The 17,028-nt window shown below is 29.2% G+C and carries 16 protein-coding genes and 1 tRNA gene; 9 read left to right on the plus strand and 8 right to left on the minus strand.

The features are described 5' to 3' along the window. The first annotated feature begins 121 nt into the window (after window positions 1-121). From DK405_RS01490 to DK405_RS01520, 7 genes are all read left to right on the plus strand, one after another. Complete coding sequence (locus tag DK405_RS01490; protein ID WP_012461847.1) at window positions 122-670, plus strand: disulfide bond formation protein B; 549 nt, start codon at window positions 122-124, stop codon at window positions 668-670. Next, window positions 633-1,178 carry a demethoxyubiquinone hydroxylase family protein gene (locus DK405_RS01495; RefSeq protein ID WP_045912255.1) on the plus strand — a complete coding sequence of 182 codons (546 nt, stop codon included), beginning with the start codon at window positions 633-635 and terminating at the stop codon, window positions 1,176-1,178. Before DK405_RS01490 ends, DK405_RS01495 begins: the two co-directional genes overlap by 38 nt. 76 nt (window positions 1,179-1,254) lie before the next feature. Beyond that, complete coding sequence (locus DK405_RS01500) at window positions 1,255-1,947, plus strand: phosphatidylserine decarboxylase (protein ID WP_045912254.1); 693 nt, start codon at window positions 1,255-1,257, stop codon at window positions 1,945-1,947. A 51-nt stretch (window positions 1,948-1,998) separates the two neighbouring features. Continuing rightward, window positions 1,999-2,772: a CDP-alcohol phosphatidyltransferase family protein gene (locus DK405_RS01505; RefSeq protein WP_045912253.1), complete on the plus strand. Its 774-nt coding sequence runs from the start codon at window positions 1,999-2,001 to the stop codon at window positions 2,770-2,772. A gap of 49 nt (window positions 2,773-2,821) precedes the next feature. Next, window positions 2,822-3,307, plus strand: a complete 486-nt coding sequence (locus DK405_RS01510) for a Na+/H+ antiporter subunit E (protein ID WP_012461851.1) — start codon at window positions 2,822-2,824, stop codon at window positions 3,305-3,307. Then, on the plus strand, window positions 3,304-3,558 hold the full coding sequence (locus tag DK405_RS15595; RefSeq protein WP_045912252.1) for a monovalent cation/H+ antiporter complex subunit F: 255 nt from the start codon (window positions 3,304-3,306) through the stop codon (window positions 3,556-3,558). Before DK405_RS01510 ends, DK405_RS15595 begins: the two co-directional genes overlap by 4 nt. A 172-nt stretch (window positions 3,559-3,730) precedes the next feature. Further along, window positions 3,731-6,421, plus strand: a complete 2,691-nt coding sequence (locus tag DK405_RS01520; protein WP_231967564.1) for a PD-(D/E)XK nuclease family protein — start codon at window positions 3,731-3,733, stop codon at window positions 6,419-6,421. A 191-nt stretch (window positions 6,422-6,612) separates the two neighbouring features. Here the strand turns inward: DK405_RS01520 and DK405_RS01525 are convergent, their stop codons facing one another. After that, window positions 6,613-7,908, minus strand: a complete 1,296-nt coding sequence (locus DK405_RS01525; RefSeq protein WP_231967566.1) for a proton-conducting transporter transmembrane domain-containing protein — start codon at window positions 7,906-7,908, stop codon at window positions 6,613-6,615. Window positions 7,909-8,137: 229 nt separating this feature from the next. On the opposite strand from DK405_RS01525, the gene DK405_RS14905 reads away from it, so the two are divergent. Then, window positions 8,138-8,260 (plus strand): hypothetical protein, encoded by a 123-nt coding sequence (locus DK405_RS14905; protein WP_258231053.1) that lies wholly within the window; start codon window positions 8,138-8,140, stop codon window positions 8,258-8,260. A 97-nt stretch (window positions 8,261-8,357) separates the two neighbouring features. Here DK405_RS14905 and sucD read toward each other — a convergent pair whose 3' ends face one another. From sucD to DK405_RS01560, 7 genes are all read right to left on the minus strand, one after another. After that, on the minus strand, window positions 8,358-9,236 hold the full coding sequence (gene sucD / locus DK405_RS01530; RefSeq protein WP_045912249.1) for a succinate--CoA ligase subunit alpha: 879 nt from the start codon (window positions 9,234-9,236) through the stop codon (window positions 8,358-8,360). Window positions 9,237-9,250: 14 nt separating this feature from the next. Then, window positions 9,251-10,411 (minus strand): ADP-forming succinate--CoA ligase subunit beta, encoded by a 1,161-nt coding sequence (sucC, locus tag DK405_RS01535; protein WP_012461855.1) that lies wholly within the window; start codon window positions 10,409-10,411, stop codon window positions 9,251-9,253. Window positions 10,412-10,467: 56 nt separating this feature from the next. Continuing rightward, complete coding sequence (locus DK405_RS01540; protein ID WP_045912248.1) at window positions 10,468-11,730, minus strand: FAD-dependent monooxygenase; 1,263 nt, start codon at window positions 11,728-11,730, stop codon at window positions 10,468-10,470. 180 nt (window positions 11,731-11,910) lie between these two features. After that, window positions 11,911-11,985 (minus strand) — tRNA-Gln (locus tag DK405_RS01545). Window positions 11,986-12,064: 79 nt separating this feature from the next. After that, on the minus strand, window positions 12,065-12,652 hold the full coding sequence (locus DK405_RS01550) for a cell cycle transcriptional regulator TrcR (protein ID WP_045912247.1): 588 nt from the start codon (window positions 12,650-12,652) through the stop codon (window positions 12,065-12,067). A 127-nt stretch (window positions 12,653-12,779) separates the two neighbouring features. Then, complete coding sequence (gene ileS, locus DK405_RS01555) at window positions 12,780-15,983, minus strand: isoleucine--tRNA ligase (RefSeq protein ID WP_045912246.1); 3,204 nt, start codon at window positions 15,981-15,983, stop codon at window positions 12,780-12,782. A gap of 36 nt (window positions 15,984-16,019) precedes the next feature. Further along, on the minus strand, window positions 16,020-16,625 hold the full coding sequence (locus tag DK405_RS01560) for a COQ9 family protein (RefSeq protein WP_045912245.1): 606 nt from the start codon (window positions 16,623-16,625) through the stop codon (window positions 16,020-16,022). 170 nt (window positions 16,626-16,795) lie between these two features. Here DK405_RS01560 and rpsU point away from each other — a divergent pair, with 170 nt between their 5' ends. After that, window positions 16,796-17,002: a 30S ribosomal protein S21 gene (rpsU, locus tag DK405_RS01565; protein WP_012461860.1), complete on the plus strand. Its 207-nt coding sequence runs from the start codon at window positions 16,796-16,798 to the stop codon at window positions 17,000-17,002. Window positions 17,003-17,028 lie beyond the last annotated feature (26 nt).

The following is a 17,028-nucleotide window of genomic DNA, read 5'->3' on the forward strand; positions in this document are numbered from 1 at the left end:
ATTAATTATTAGAGCTAAAAAAACATTATATAGTAGTTTTTACTTAAAAAATACTGTAAACCTTATTATAATAACTGTAAATTTGAAAAAAATTACTTACATAAACTATGATTGAATTGAAATGATTGATACAATATTAAAAGGATTAATACTGAATAGTTATCGAAGGTTCTTTATTGTATTAGCTATTGTTCCTGTTGTGAGTTTGTCTTTTGCTTACTATGTAGAATATATACTTGAAGTAGCTCCTTGTACTTTATGCACTTACCAAAGGTGGCCATATTATATGTTGTTTTTTTTAAGTATATTAGGTATATCCTTCTCAAGGTTGAGTAATATTCTACATAAGGTTATAATATTGAATTTTGTAATATCTGCTCTTATATCAGGTTATCACTATGGAATAGAAAAAGAGATCTTTAGTGAACCTAAAACTTGTAAAGTTAATACAATAATGTCAGAAAATTTGTCAGTTAAAGAAAGAATTAAATTACTTGAAACTATACCTGTAGTTAAAAGTTGTAAAGCTGTTCCATTTAAAATAATGAACATGTCTATGGCAGTAATGAACTTTCTATGGAGTATATTATTACTGTTATTTTGTTGCATAGTTAATTTATATTATTGTAAATATGCCAAGGCCAATATTTGTTCAAGATCGTCATGCTAAAATAACAGAAATGATTCGAGTAAACTACGCTGGTGAGTATGGAGCATGCAGAATTTATAAAGGACAAATAAATTTTATAAATAATAAAACATGTAAAGCGCAAATTATATCTATGCTAGAACATGAAGAGGAGCATTGTGCTTTTTTTGCCAAGCAAATACAAAATCGTAAAATTCGTCCAACATGCTTTATGCCATTATGGCATGTATTTGGGTATATATCAGGTGCTATTACAGCTATTACTGGTCCTAAATTTGCAATGCTTTATACTGAAGCAGTTGAGAATGCTATTGATCAACATTACCAAGATCAGATTAGGCAACTAGAATTAATATTTGCAGAACGTGAAAAAAAATTAACAATCGCGATTAAAAGATTTCATCAAGAAGAAATCGAACATAAGATAATTGCAAAAACTTACTATAATGAGTTGAGTAAAATTGGTATAGTTTTTAAGAATTTAGTAGAATCTATTTGTAACGTTGCTATATGCTTAAGTAAAAAATAACTCTAGTTTAGATAAATAAAATAAAAAAATTTAACTTAGTTAGTTGAAAGTGCATTTATAAAAGGAGTATGTAATTATGCCTATACAAGATTTTTCAAAAATAATACATAAGGAAGGATATATATTTATAGTAATATCAGCAGCTGTAACTTTCTTACTAGCTTCATTTAGTGCCGCGCTTGGCTGGATGGGAGCTCTTGCAACAATTTTTTGCGTTTATTTCTTTCGTAATCCTAATCGTGTAGTTCCTAAAGATTCAGGATTGGTAATTAGTCCTGCAGATGGTAGAATACAATCTATTCTTCATGCTATGCCACCACCTGAATTAGGTTTACTAGAAGAGGAAATGTTAAAAATTAGTATATTTTTAGGCGTACTTGATGTTCATGTGAATAGAATACCAGCTGATGGAAAAATTGTATCATTAAATTATAACCCTGGTAAATTTATAAATGCTTCTTTTGATAAAGCAAGTATTCATAATGAACGTCAATCGGTAGTAATGGAGACTACTGATAAGCAAACAATAGTTTTTGTACAAATAGCTGGATTCATTGCTAGAAGAATAGTTTGTGATTTAGAAGAAGGAAATGAGGTTAGTGCTGGTGATCGTTTTGGTATAATCAGATTTGGGAGTAGGGTGGATATTTATTTACCTAAAAAAACTGTGCCATTAGTAGCTGTAGGCCAAAGCTGTATAGGAGGAGAAACAATACTTGCTGATTTTAAATCAAAAAGAATTGCACCTTCAAAGTATGACACTAAATAATACATTACGCAGATAAAAAATTTAAATATCGAATAATGTATTAGAAATTCTATGGGAAAATATCAGCTTTTTAAAAAGCCTAAATTAAGCTATCCAATGCCTTTTATTAAGTTGTTTCCTAGTATAATTACATTATTAGGGTTATCTATAGGTGTAAGTTCTATAAGATATGCGCTTGATAGTAAATGGGAGATAGCTGTAGTTTGTATATTAATTGCTGTAGTAGTTGATGGCATTGATGGTAGAATAGCTAGACTACTTAATGCTACTTCTACTTTTGGAGCAGAGTTAGACTCACTTTGTGATTTTGTTAATTTTGGATTATCAGCAGCATTAGTTACATATTTATGGCTAGCTCCTACTCAACAGCAAAAATTAGTGTCTTGGATATCTGTATTAGTATTTGTCATTTGTATAGCTATTAGATTAGCAAGATTTAATATTGGTATACTAAATAATGAACCTAGTAATAAGAAAAAATATTTTTTTGTTGGAGTGCCTGCTCCTGTAGGTGCGTTGTTATGTTTAATGCCTGTTATGCTAGATTTTGATATTCTTCCAATCTGGAACTTGCAAATTAAAAATTATAAACTTTGTATTAATATTTACTTACTAATTGTTGGTTTTTTGATGGCAAGCAGGATTCCTACATTTTCAATAAAGAATATTGTTATTAGACCTCAATATATTTGGATTTGTTTATTATTATTTGCTACCATAGGAGTTACTCTATTGATTTATCCATGGTATATTATTCCTGCATTTGCTTTAAGTTATATTATTAGTATTCCAGTAAGTATAGTTATAGCTAGAAGAATTAATTAATATTGAATATAATTGTATTATATTCAATATTTTTTTTAGTATAAAATATATGTTGTATGCTAAATTACAGCATTTAGTTGCTTTACTTACTGCTTGGATTGGGCTGATGGGGCTAGGAGATGTATATCATCATCCATACTTAAGTTTGATATCTATTTTCATAACTTATTTTGTATCTTTGTATTTCAAATTATTTTCTATTACGCCAGTTCCTATTATAAAATCTATGGTGTATTGTATATGGTTATTAGTTGAAGTAGTAAAATCTACTATAGTTGTTACTAGGCTTATTTGGCAAGATAATTTACAGCTTAATTCTTGTATGTTATGGCTAGAATTTAGTGAACTTTCTGAGGCAGAAAAAGTAATATATGCAAATAGCATTACTCTTACCCCTGGTACAGCAGTAGTAGACACAACTCAGGATAAAATATTAGTTCATGTTTTAAATGTAGAAAATGCTATACTAGATAACACTGAGTTATATGCTGATTTTCTTAAGCTAAAAAATAGAATATTAAAGATTAGGCAATGATACTTATAGTAGGACTATTTATTTTAACAGGATGTATATTTGTTTTAATAGTTAATTTTTTATTAGCTAAGTCTAATCTAGAAAGAATATTATATATTAACAGCTTAACTAATTTAGTATCTCTATTTATTGTATTTATTGGTATAAGTCATTACACTAGGTATTTTATTGATATATCAATAATCTACCTACTATTAAGCTTTATTGCAACGAATGCATATATGAAGTTTTATTTAAAAATTAATTATTGAAAACAATCTGTTACTTAATATTTAGCACATGAGTATATACTATGTTAAGCCAAATGATGATTTCCTATTTTTACTAGCTAATTTTTTATTAAAAAATTACACATCATCACTTGATAAGGTTAAGGTTATATTACCTTATAGTCAACAATGTCAGGAACTCAAAAAAATAATAATGCTTACAGCTCGAAAAGAAGCTATGTTATTACCAGATGTGTTAACATTAAAACAACTTATTACTTCTTTTATTGCTGCTAGTAACTACTCGTTATCTATTTGTTGCCAGTTAAGTTCTCATGAACAAGAAGCAGCACTTTCTAAAATTATTCAACAACATAATCAACAACCGATTCGTTTATGTGATGCTCTTAAGTTAAGTGGAAAATTATTACAGCTTTTTCAACAATTAGAAAGTCAACAAATCAATCTAACTCAATTAAAAGATTTTGTTGATCAAATGGATAGTTCAGAATACTGGCAAAATACATATAAATTCTTAAGCTTTGCATATATTGAGTGGAGTAAATTATATAGTAACAGCAGTTGTGATAGTAAAAGCGATATTTTTTTACAACTACAAGATTTATTAAAATCTAACCTCAGTTCAAATGTAGTTATCTTAGCAGGGTTATTACCAACTAGTAAGCTAGAGCTAGTAATTTTTAAAGGAGTACTTTCTTGTAAGCTTGGCCATGTAATTTTACCACCAATTTATTTAGAAGAATTATGCTATAGTGTAAAAAATTCTAGTGATACTTTATATGATTTTCAGTATTTTGTTAAATCATGCAATATTTCACTAGATGATATAACATATCTAGCTAAAGAAATAGCATTATCAACAAAAAATAAACCTATACAATTATCAGAGTTTTTAGGTTTACCAAAATTAAACTTAGTATCTGATGCTGATGCTACTAAGTTTAACAGTAATATTCCTATTGATATTGAATATGTTAAGGTTAACAGTCAATATGATGAGGCAAAGTTGGTTGCAGCTATGATTCATAACTATTTAATCAAAGCTAATACTCAACATAATAAAATTTTAGTTGTTACTACTACTCCAAGCTTTACTACTTTGCTAACTATGCACTTAAGCAAGTATCAGATAAACTATGCTAATCTTACAAATGTTGATATTAAGCAATTATTAGAAATAAATTTTATACTAGTATTAGCAGATTTAGTATCTAGCAATTTTAGCATTAGTAAATTTATTAATTTAATTAAAACTTCATTACTTACTAGTAGTAGCAGTAATAAATTTGAAAACCTAATTTTAAAAAATAAATTTCAACAATCAGAACTTAAACAGATTTTACTTGATTTAACCATTAGTAAAGATGATAGCGAATTGCAAAAATGGGCTACTTTTATTCTTAGCGCTTTAGATGATTTATGGATATATTATAATAGCAACACTATTTTGTGTGATCAACTGATTATAGGTTTATTGCAAGCAGCTGAAAATTTGACAGAAGGAAAAATTTGGCAATTTCAATTTAGTAAAAGAATATCTGATGTTCTAAAAGAAGTTATTCATATTGCTAAGCAGTTTGGGAATATTGATATTAGAGATTTTAGCAATGTTCTTACAGAATTGGTTACTATGATTAAATTTAATTATGAACATGATTATAATGCTAATGTTGTTATTACAGGCGCAGATAGCGCTATATTATTAAGTGCAGATTATATTATTATACCAGAATTTAATAATGATCATTGGCCTGGTAACTCAATTCAAAATCCATGGCTTAACCAAGCTATATACAGTAAGTTAGGATTAATTGAACGTAATGCTCATTATGATAGAAAACAATATATATTATATACTATATTACAGAAAGCTCATGTTAGTTTGATCAATTCTCAATTTACTGCATCAGGTAAGACTACAGATTCTCAATTTATCTTAAAATTACAACTTCTTGCTTTTAAAAATCCTTTAATTCGCATTAGAGTAAATGACTTAAAGCTTCAACATAATCAAAATTATACTTCTGTGGATAATAAATCTACAACATTCCAAATATCGCCTGGCATTTTACTGTCTAGTGCTGATATAGTCAAAACGATATCTGCAACAGATATTGAAATGCTAATTAGAAATCCTTATGGATTTTACGCTAAAAATATATTAAGACTAAAACCAGTAATACTAAATGATGATCAATTAACACAAGCAAAATTTGGCGACTTTATTCATAAGGTAATTCATAGGTATACTATTTGCTACAAAGATATGGAGGAAAGTAAATTAATAAACTATTTTATTGATATAGGTAAACAATTAATAGATTGTTACAACTGTAGTTCATTTGCTAAAATGATATGGCTAACTAAGCTGCATCAATTAGCTGAGGAATTTGTGAGATTTGATATGGAGAGGAGAAATGAAGGATTTAAGATTTTTTCAGAACAGTCAGGACAAATTTCACTAAATATTAATAATAATGCGCTAAATATTATAGCTATAGCAGATAGAATAGAATATTCACAAAATGGTGAATGCTACATTATCGATTTTAAAACTGGTACAGTTCCTAATAAAAAAGAAGTACAGCAGGGAATAGCAACTCAATTAATTATTGAAAGTATTATACTATATCGAGGTGGGTTTAAAAACTTACCTGCAATGATGCCTAATAAAATAATTTATATTAAAATTACTTCTACTAAGCCATTACTTGAGTTTACAGAAATAACAGTAGATCAAGAAATGTTAGATAAACATGAGTTAGGCTTAGTAGAGTTACTGCAATATTACATTAAAGACGGAGGAGTATTTTTTCCTTCTCCTGTTGATAAGTTAGCTCCAAAATATAATAATTATAAGCATTTAGCACGTTATTTAATTTAAATGTAATTACAAATATTAAACTTATAGCAACATAAGAAGTTAATATATAGCATAAATCAAAAAGATAGCTGTTGTGTATTTTCAAATTTTTCAGAGCAGGATTCATATCATTCTCTGGAAAGAAATATTATTTGTTTTACTGCTGATACTAACTTACATCTTGTAAAAAGTTTTTGTTATAGACTTCATTGTTATATAATATCAATAATAATAATGGTTAATAAGATTAAGATGGTTGCTACTATACTTAAGCTGTTACTTAGCTCTAAGTTATTACTTAATCTTAGAATTTTAGGAAATTGTAATTTTGATTGCCAAGAAAAGAATTTATTGCTGCATAAATCAATAAAATTATAAGCTTTATTATATAGGATATTTTCTGGCAGTAGTACTTTTCCTGAAATTTTTGTAGGACAGCTAACATAGCTAGCAATGAGTCCAGCAGTAATTATTGTTAGTTGTTGCAATAGGTAGGTAAAATCTGCGATATAGAAATATAGTATTAAATTAATAGTAATGAAGCATATAATTGCAATGTATTCTGCTATATTAATATATTTTGTACCATCTATTCCATATACTTGAGAAAATTTTATTATTCTGACATTTTTGCAGATCGACGTCAAAGGAATACATAATAGCTGTGTTGCCATAATAATATTGAGGAAATAAATAATATTATTATTTTTTAATGCTAATACATTAGTATAGTAAAAGGTTGTAAAAGGGGTAGCAAAAAATAATGCTAAACTATAACCAATAGCAATTAGTAGAACTGGATCTATAGTAACCATCTTATTACTAAAATCAGTAAAGGAAGTTAAGGTATATTTATCTTTTAACCAACCACATATTAACATAATAACGCATTGGCACGGAATATAGCTTATGCATAAAAGCATTAGGACTGCTTCTTGATTATAATTACTTAATGCATTGTAATCAGTGTTATGTTCATATATTCCAAGCATTACAAGTATAATGCCAGTTTTTGCAATAGAGGAGTATGAGAAAGATCTTTTAATTTCATTTTCTAGAATAGAATAAATAATACCAAATGCAGTTATAAATATACCAATTATTATTAATATTTTTAATCCTAGGAATAGTTTGAATATCCATATTAAATTTATTGTAGTAGTTAGCATTGATAAATAAACACTTGCTGTTGTTTTACTTATAGAATAGCTATCTACTAACCAATATGAAAATATCGGGCAAGCAATATTTATCAGTAACCCTAGTAATATAACTATTGCAGCTAAAGTTAGGTAGCTATTATATTCAAAATCTTCTATCAACTTAGCCAAATTAGTAATTGGTAACCCATATGAACTAATTATAATGCTGCTACCTGCTAATATTAACATAATACTTAATGAATGTACTATTAAGTACTGGTAAGATGTTTCAATTTGAGATTCATTGCTTTTATTATATATCATTAAAACTGCTGCTAAAGATGCAAATTCTAAGCTATAAACCATAGTTGAAAAATCTACTGACAGCATTGAAATAATACTAATTCCAGTATATAACATAGCTATAATTACGCTAAAGTTGCTACAATGTTGGTTTTTCCAAGCTGATAAATTAATACAGCTAGAACATAACAAAATACATAAACATGCTATTTTATTATAGTAGTTATATTGAAAGGAAAACTGCCATATTTCATAAAAATTATAGTACACACTTTCTGGTTGCGCACTACATATGATAGCTGCTATAACTGGTAAAAAGACAGCTAACATATTGAAGATTTTAAAGTATCTAAAGATATATAATATTGCAGACGATAATATTAAAAAAATACCTGGATGTAACAATATTTCTTGAAAGCTAGCTTTTTCCATTATTCCGCTCATTATAGGAGTAGTTTTGTCTCAAAAAACTACTAAAAAATATTTTAGTTATTAAATTTAAAATTCAATATTTAGAGATTATGTAATAAATTATACATTGTTTGCCCGATTTTTGCAGGAGATTCTGCAATACAAACTCCAGCGCTTTTTAATGCTTCTAATTTACTGCTGGCAGCTCCTTTTTCTCCATCTATTATTGCTCCAGCATGTCCCATTCTTTTGCCAGGAGGAGCAGTTACTCCAGCTATAAATCCTACTATTGGTTTCTTAATTCTAGATGATTTTAAGAAATCTGCTGCTTCTTCTTCTGCGCTGCCACCTATCTCTCCAATAATAATTATTGCTTTGGTATCATCATCTGCTAGAAATAATTCTAAACAATCAACAAAACTAGTACCATTAATTGGATCTCCACCAATACCAATACATGTTGATTGACCTAATCCAACTTCTGTAGTTTGAGCTACTGCTTCATAAGTTAAAGTTCCAGAACGAGAGATAATTCCTATTGAACCTGCTTTATGAATATGTCCTGGCATAATTCCAATTTTACATTGCTCTGGAGTAATAATCCCTGGACAATTTGGTCCTATTAACCTAGTTTTACTTCCTTTCAATACTTGCTTAATTTTTAACATATCAAGCACTGGAATACCTTCTGTAATACAAACTAACAATTCTATACCAGCATCAATAGCTTCAAATATAGAGTCAGCAGCAAAAGCTGGAGGAACATATATTACACTAGCAGTAGCTCCGGTTTTTTGAACAGCCTCATCAACAGAATTGTATACTGGTAAATTCAAGATAGTTTGGCCTCCTTTACCTGGAGTAACTCCTCCAACCATTTTAGTTCCATATTTTAATGCTTGCTCAGTATGAAAAGTTCCTTGAGCGCCTGTTATACCTTGACATATAACTTTAGTATTTCTATCAACCAATACTGACATACATTTTTCCTTATTTAACTAACTGCTTCAACTATTTTTCTAGCAGCATCATCTAAATCATTAGCTGCTACTATTTGTAATTTTGAATTACTTAATATTTCTTTACCAAGTTCAAAGTTAGTACCAGCTAATCTAACAACCAAAGGTATAGATAAATTTATTTCCTTAGCTGCTGCTAATACTCCTTCAGCAATAATATCACATCGCATAATTCCTCCAAAAATGTTAATTAATATTCCTTTAACATTTTGATCAGATGATATAATTTTTAAGGCCTCTGCTACTCTTTCCTTATCAGCACTTCCTCCAACATCGAGAAAATTAGCTGGTTCTGCACCATAAAGCTTAATAATATCCATAGTGGCCATTGCTAGACCAGCCCCATTAACCATACATCCAATATTGCCATTCATTCTAACATAACTTAAATCAGCTTTTGTAGCTCTTAATTCTAGCTGGTCTTCCTCATCTTCATCACGCATTTCTTGAATTAATGGCTGCCTAAACAAAGCACTATCATCAAAGTTTATTTTAGCATCAAGTGCTATTAGTTTATCGTCCAAAGTAATAATTAGAGGATTAATTTCAACTTGAGTAGCATCAGTATTAATTAGCATGCTATAAACTGCACTCATTATTTTAGCCATTTGTTTTGCTAAATCTCCTGTAAGGCCAAGCTGAAAAATAATTTTACGACTATGAAATGGTTGTATACCAGTTAAAATATTTATCTTAACTTTGATGATTTTATCTGGATTAGTATGAGCTACTTCTTCAATATTGATTCCTCCTTCAGAAGATGCCATAAAAGTAATACAATGATTTGACCGATCTATCACTGCTCCTAAGTATAGCTCTAGCTTAATCTTAGCAGCAGATTCAATATATATTCTTTGCACTTTTTGTCCTTTAGGACCAGTTTGTGGAGTTACTAAATTCATTCCCCACATATTCTTTGCTAAGTTTTTTGCTTCATTTTTATCATTTGATATTTTAATGCCGCCACCTATTTTTCTACCGCCTGCATGTATTTGAGCTTTTATAACAAATGTATCAGTAGCTAGTGAGTCAATTGCGTAATCAATATCTTCATACTTTAGTATTGCAATTCCAGGCTGAATTGGAACATTGTATTTACTAAGAATTTCCTTTGCCTGATATTCATGTATATTCATTACTTAATCCTATAAATCATTTTAGTGTTAAATATAATTTATTACTTGAATGTAACTTAAAAAATATAATTTGCAATATTTATTATTTTAGAACTAATGGAATAGCTACCCATGCCATATTCCATAATCATTCTTTTTAATATAGCAGATTTATCTAGTAACCCTAAGCTGATTTTACGTGCTGTAGCAAGCAAAGGTAAATTATTAGAAAATAGTCTATTGAGATTATCAGTAAGTAAATACATTGTGTAATTATCCAAGGATCTATCTCTTTGATAAAGTTTAAATTCATTACTTGTCATCTCTAGTCCTAATGATTTTCTTGAGTGTACTATATCAGTCAAGCTATCAATATCTTTTATGCTTTGATTTAACCCTTGTCCAGCTAAAGGATGAATCATATGAGCAGTATCTCCGACTAATACAACGTTATTATGATAATATTGTTTTGCGATTTTAGCTTTTAATGGATATAATACCGGATTCGTAATAATTTCAATTTTTCCAAGAGACCATCCAAATTTATCTTGAACATAATTGGTTAGAGATTTTTTATCCATTTGAGCATATAATGTTGCTAGATTGCTCTTTTCTACCCATACTATTGAAGATACCTGCTGATCAGCTAAAGGTAAAGTAGCAAACGGACCATTAGGCAAAAAATGCTCAACAGCAGTTCCAAGGTGTTGTTTTTGGTGTCTTACGTTAAAAACTATTGCAGATTGATGATACTCTTTATTAATAAAATATTCGAAATATTGTTTTCTAGCAATTGAATTGCAGCCATCGCAAACAATTAAGAGCTCGCAATTGATTTTACTACTAGTATTAATATCAATTGTAGTGATGTTCGAATTATCTTTTGAGTTAAATATCTTATTGGTTAAGTAAATTGTAGTGCTATGTTGATGTGAATCAATCGATACATAAGAGGTATTATCAATTACATTAATCAAAGGATTATTTTGAACAAGTTCTATTAATTTGACATATAAGTTACTGTTTTCAATCATATACCCAATACTATCAAAGTCTGATTTACTGGCATTTAGATGTACCATCATTGTTGATTTGTTATCAACGACATAGACTTCATTAATATTAGAGGTATATGGCTCAATATCTTTCCAAATATTAAAGTTCTTAAAAATTGATTTTGAGCGTTGAGTTAAAGCTGTTGTTCTAGTATCTAAATAGTTTGTATTTGAAAGATTTTTTTTTTCAATGATTGTAGATTTAATATTGTAACTTGCTAGACCTAGTGCAGTTATCATGCCATTGAAACCACAGCCTAATATAATTATTTCCTCTTTCTTCATTAAGTTGCCTATTTGCCAAATATGAACACAGTAATTAATTAAGATATACTTTGTAAACTAAATTTAAAAGCTGTAATTATACGATCCAGAGAAATAGTTAGAATAAGTAGTATTTATTATAGTTTATCAACTTTAAGCTAATTTTAGGCAAATATAAAGATAATATTACATAAACTAAAATGGCTGGGACGGGTGGGATCGAACCACCGCATGACGATACCAAAAACCGTTGCCTTACCGCTTGGCTACGTCCCAATTTATTGCAAGGTAAAGTACCACAAATTAATATTAAATACTATAATTTTTGTTAATTGAATAACAAATTTATTATTAATTATGCTTCTTCAGTAACTACTGCAGTATCTAACTTTGATTTATTATCTGATGAAGAAAGGTTTTTTACAATAGTATCCAGTTCCACTTGATTACATAGGCCTAATAATACAGGATCACGTGCATGGATATCTTTCATATTCCAATGCGTCTTTTCTCGAATTGCTTTAATAGTGGTTTTAGTAGTACCAACTAGCTTAATAATTTGATAATCTTGAATATCTGGATAAGTCCTTAATAACCAGTATATTGCATCAGGTTTATCATGTCTTCTGGCAATCGGAGTATATCTAGTTACTCTTTTTACTTTTTTGTTACCTAATAAGCAATCAGTATCATCCTTATGAAGCTGTAGTATAGCACTTGAATTGTTGCTACATCTATCAATTTCTTTCTGAGTTAGTTGATTAGTTAAAATTGGATTTATTGGTTTTATTCCTTGTGCTACTTCACCATTTGCAATGTTTTTGATTTCCAACTCATGCATACCACAAAATTCTGCAATTTGCTTAAATGTTAGAGCTGTGTTATCGATTAACCAAATTGCAGTAGCAATTGGCATTATCGGTTTTTTTTTGTTTTGATCCATAATTTATATAACTTATAAACCGTTTACATTCTTGAGCTATTATAAACATATTTACTAATGCTCAAACTTTTTCTAATTTATAAAAAAAATACATTTTTTCCTAATAAATGTCAATAAAACCATTAATTCAATGTCTTACAGCTTTAGCCATTTTAATAATTACAGTATCATTACCTATTTTATCAGAATAAAAATAATCATATACATCAATAGTGCATATACTAGATAATGTTTGCTGAGTTATAATTGATTTACATTTATCTATAGCATTATTAATTTCAGTTCCAGTACTACTAATTTCTAAATAAATATTATCTGAAATATGAAACTGTGCATCTTTTCTCGCTTTTTGAATTAACCTAATTAAATCACGAGCAATGCCTTCAAGATATAACTCATTAGTGATACTAAGATCTAGCATAATTATTCCATCATTACCTATCGCTTTAGCTCCATTGCTTGTTTTAGGTTCAGCTATTAGTGAATACTCTTCTGGTAAAAGATCTATGTTTCCCAATTTAACTGTTCCATCATCTAGCTTTTGCCAATTGTTAGCTTTATTAGCTTGTATTACTGATTTAATCTGCTCAGGTATTCTTTTTCCTAAAAGAGGAAAATTTAGTACTAGCTTAAAATTAATGTAATCATTTGTATTTTCGTAATATAAAATGTTTTTTACATTAACTTCCTCTTTGATTAAATAATCAAATTTCTGAAACTGACTAGCCTTAGAATGAATAATAGACAAATACTGTAAAGGTTGGCGTATTCTAATATTTTCTGTATTTCTAATATAAAGAGCAGCACTGCATATTGTAATAATTTGATCCATTACAGTTACTAAATGATCATCAATTTCAATATCATTAACATTTGGAAATTCTACCAAATGAACACTTATGCTTCCATCTCTTTTATTGCCATGTAGACCTAGATATATTTCTTCACAAAGCATCGGTAGAAAAGGGGAGGCGGCTCTGACTATATAGTTTAAGCAGGTATACAAAACATTATATGCTAATTTTTTGTCACCATCTTTTTCATTTTTCCAAAACCTTTGTCTGCTACGACGAATATACCAATTATTCATTACATCAATAAAACTACTAAATACAGAACAGGCAGTAACACTGTTAAACGTCGCCAATGCTTGATCTATTTTTTGTACAGCAATCTTTAGTTTTGATAAAATAAACTTATCTAGCACATTTTCTGAATAAGTAATACATTCTCCTTGTATATTATCTGCATTAGCATATATAGAGAAGAAATGATAAGCATTCCATAATGGCTTCAAGTGTAATCGTAAACTATCAAATACCATTTGTTCATCCTTATCAATTAGTAACTCTTGACCTCGAGTTACTCCAGATGATAGCATCACAAATCTTAATGCATCAGCTCCATATTTATTAAATAATTCTAAAGGATCAACATAATTGTTAAGACGTTTAGATAATTTTTGTCTATTTTCATCCAAAATAACACCATGGCATATGCAATTTAAAAACGGAACACGATCAAACAATGCTGTTGATAGAACTAAAAGAGTATAAAACCATCCACGAGTTTGAGCTGCATATTCTACAATAAAGTCAGAAGGGAAGTGTGTTTCAAACCATTCTTTGTTTTCAAATGGATAATGTACCTGAGCATAAGGCATTGAACCACTTTCAAACCAACAGTCAAAAACATCATCAACTCGTTTCATAATTGATTGTCCAGTCGGATCATCTGGATTTACTCTAGTAAGCTGATCTATGAATGGACGATGTAGGTTATCAATTTTAACTCCAAAATCTTTTTCTAATTCAGCAATTGATCCATAAACATCAATTCTAGGATAATTATTATCACTAGAAATCCAGATTGGAATAGGTGTGCCCCAGAATCTATTACGACTTATTGACCAATCACGAGCATTCTCTATCCATTTACCAAACAGCCCATCTTTAACGTTTTCAGGAATCCAATTGATTTGTTGATTTAATTGCACCATTCTTTCTTTAAATGCGCTAACTTTTACATACCAAGATGATACGGCTTTATATATTAATGCTGTATCAGTACGCCAGCAATGAGGGTAGTTATGTATATGTTGTTCAGTTTTAATCCAATTACCTTGTGCTTTAAGGTAATTAATAATCTTATCATTAGCATCAAATACTTGCATACCAAAGAAATCAGTCACTTCTTTTGTAAATTTGCCTGCATTATCTACTGGGCACACTAACTCTATGTTGTGTTGCTGACATAACAACTGGTCATCTTCTCCAAAACCAGGTGCCATATGTACTATTCCAGTACCTGCTTCTTCTGTAATAAAATCTCCGCATAAAATTTTAAATGCATTTTGCTTATTAGAAAAATAGTCAAATAATGGTTGGTAATGAATACCTTCAAGTTCTTCACCTTTAAATGATACATAGATATCTTGCTTTTCTGAAGTTAAATTAAGAGATTTAATATAATTTTTTAAAGCGAATTTTCCTAATATATAGCATATATTTTTATTCTGTGATGGTATTGCTATATAATCAATGTCTTTTTTTACTGCAAGTGCAAGATTTGATGGCAACGTCCATGGAGTTGTAGTCCAGGCTAACACTCTATATTCTTGAAATCCTGGAGGAGCAGATTTTGGTTTTTCACGCAAAATAAAACCAACTGTTACTGCTTTGTCCTCTCGTTCACGATATGAATTATCTAGCTTAGTCTCAAAGTTTGACAAAGCTGTTTCACAAGCCCAGGAGTATGGGACAACACGCATAGATTGGTAAATTAGACCCTTATTATATAGTTGTTTAAAAGCCCATAATACTGATTCCATAAAACTCAAATCCATTGTTTTATAGGAATTATCAAAATCTACCCATCTTGCTTGACGCTCTACATATTCCTTCCAATAACTTGCGTATTTCATTACTGAAGAGCTGCAATATTCATTGAACTTATCAATACCTAAATTAGTAATTGCTATACGACCAGAAATACCAAGTTCCTTTTCTGCGGCCATTTCTGCTGGCAATCCATGGCAATCCCAACCAAATTTTCTCTCAACTCTTTTCCCTTTAATTGTTTGATATCTAGCATATGTATCTTTGATAAACCCAGTTAGCAAGTGCCCATAATGAGGCAATCCATTAGCAAACGGTGGGCCATCATAAAAAATAAATTCATTACTTTTTTCTCCAGATTTAGCAGCATGCCAATCAACAGATTTAATAAAAATATTATATTTTTTCCAATAATGTAAAATGTCTTTTTCTATAGATGGTAAAGAGAGAGATGCATCTACTTCTGGATAATATCTGCTGTGCTGCGTAGCCATTTCTGAATCCTGTAATATAAAATATATTTCTTAATCTTAAAGAAAAAATCTTACTATTGGTATATCATCTAATTTTATAGACTTGATTTTCTGCTTTAATTTAGCTGCATTGAGAATTTTTTCAATAACTTTAGTAATAAAGTAATCTGTTTTATGATAGTCATTTGAACTATCTGTAATGTAATATGCAATACTTGGTAAGTACGCTGTCATTAATAAAGCACGTTTAGTGTAATAGTTGAAATCCATTGATTTATCATTAGCATAGTGCCATATTTTATTGCAAGTAGCCCAACTATTTGTTATAGCAGTAGAATAATTATTTGGCATAGCATAAAAAAAACATAGTTTTGATGCAACTTCTTGTGGCACCAATTTAATACGATATTGTAAAGCTGTAATAATTTTTTGATGAGTTCGAACTGGGTCTTTAATTGACTTTAGTTGATTCATCATTAGGTTGTCAAAAAACTTTTCCAAGTTAGATGATACCTCTTTTAGTCCATTTGGGAACAATATTTCCCAATAATGGCTAACTAAACCAGCGTTTTCAGATGCTAAAGATAATGCTTCTATATTTAAGCCTAGTTCTGGAATTAGATTTACCAATTGTTCTAAAATTAGCCTTTTTTTCTTATCCATATCAATGATTAATGTTTACAATTATTGACTTTAACAGATTTTGATTATATACTTTGACCCCAAATAATACAATTAAATATTAAGTAAAATTACTAATTAGAGCTTATATTTACTAATAATCAAGAATAAGCATATTTTATATATTTTAAGGATTAAGGAGTAATGAAATTGTGATTCATGTGCCAGTTAATGCGAATAATAGTGAGTTGGCTATTAGAAGTCTAAAAAAGAAAATGCAGAGGGAGCTTGTTTTTCGTTCAATGAAAATGTCTCGCTTTTATGAGCCTCCTTCAGTAAAGAGAGTAAGAAAAAAGCAAGAATCAGAGCGTAGGCACAGAAAGGAGAGGGCGATGAGGCGCCGAATGATGGAAGAATAGTAAATCATAATTAATTCAAGAATTTA

It is taken from the genome of Orientia tsutsugamushi (assembly GCF_900327275.1).
Taxonomy (GTDB): Bacteria; Pseudomonadota; Alphaproteobacteria; order Rickettsiales; family Rickettsiaceae; genus Orientia; species Orientia tsutsugamushi.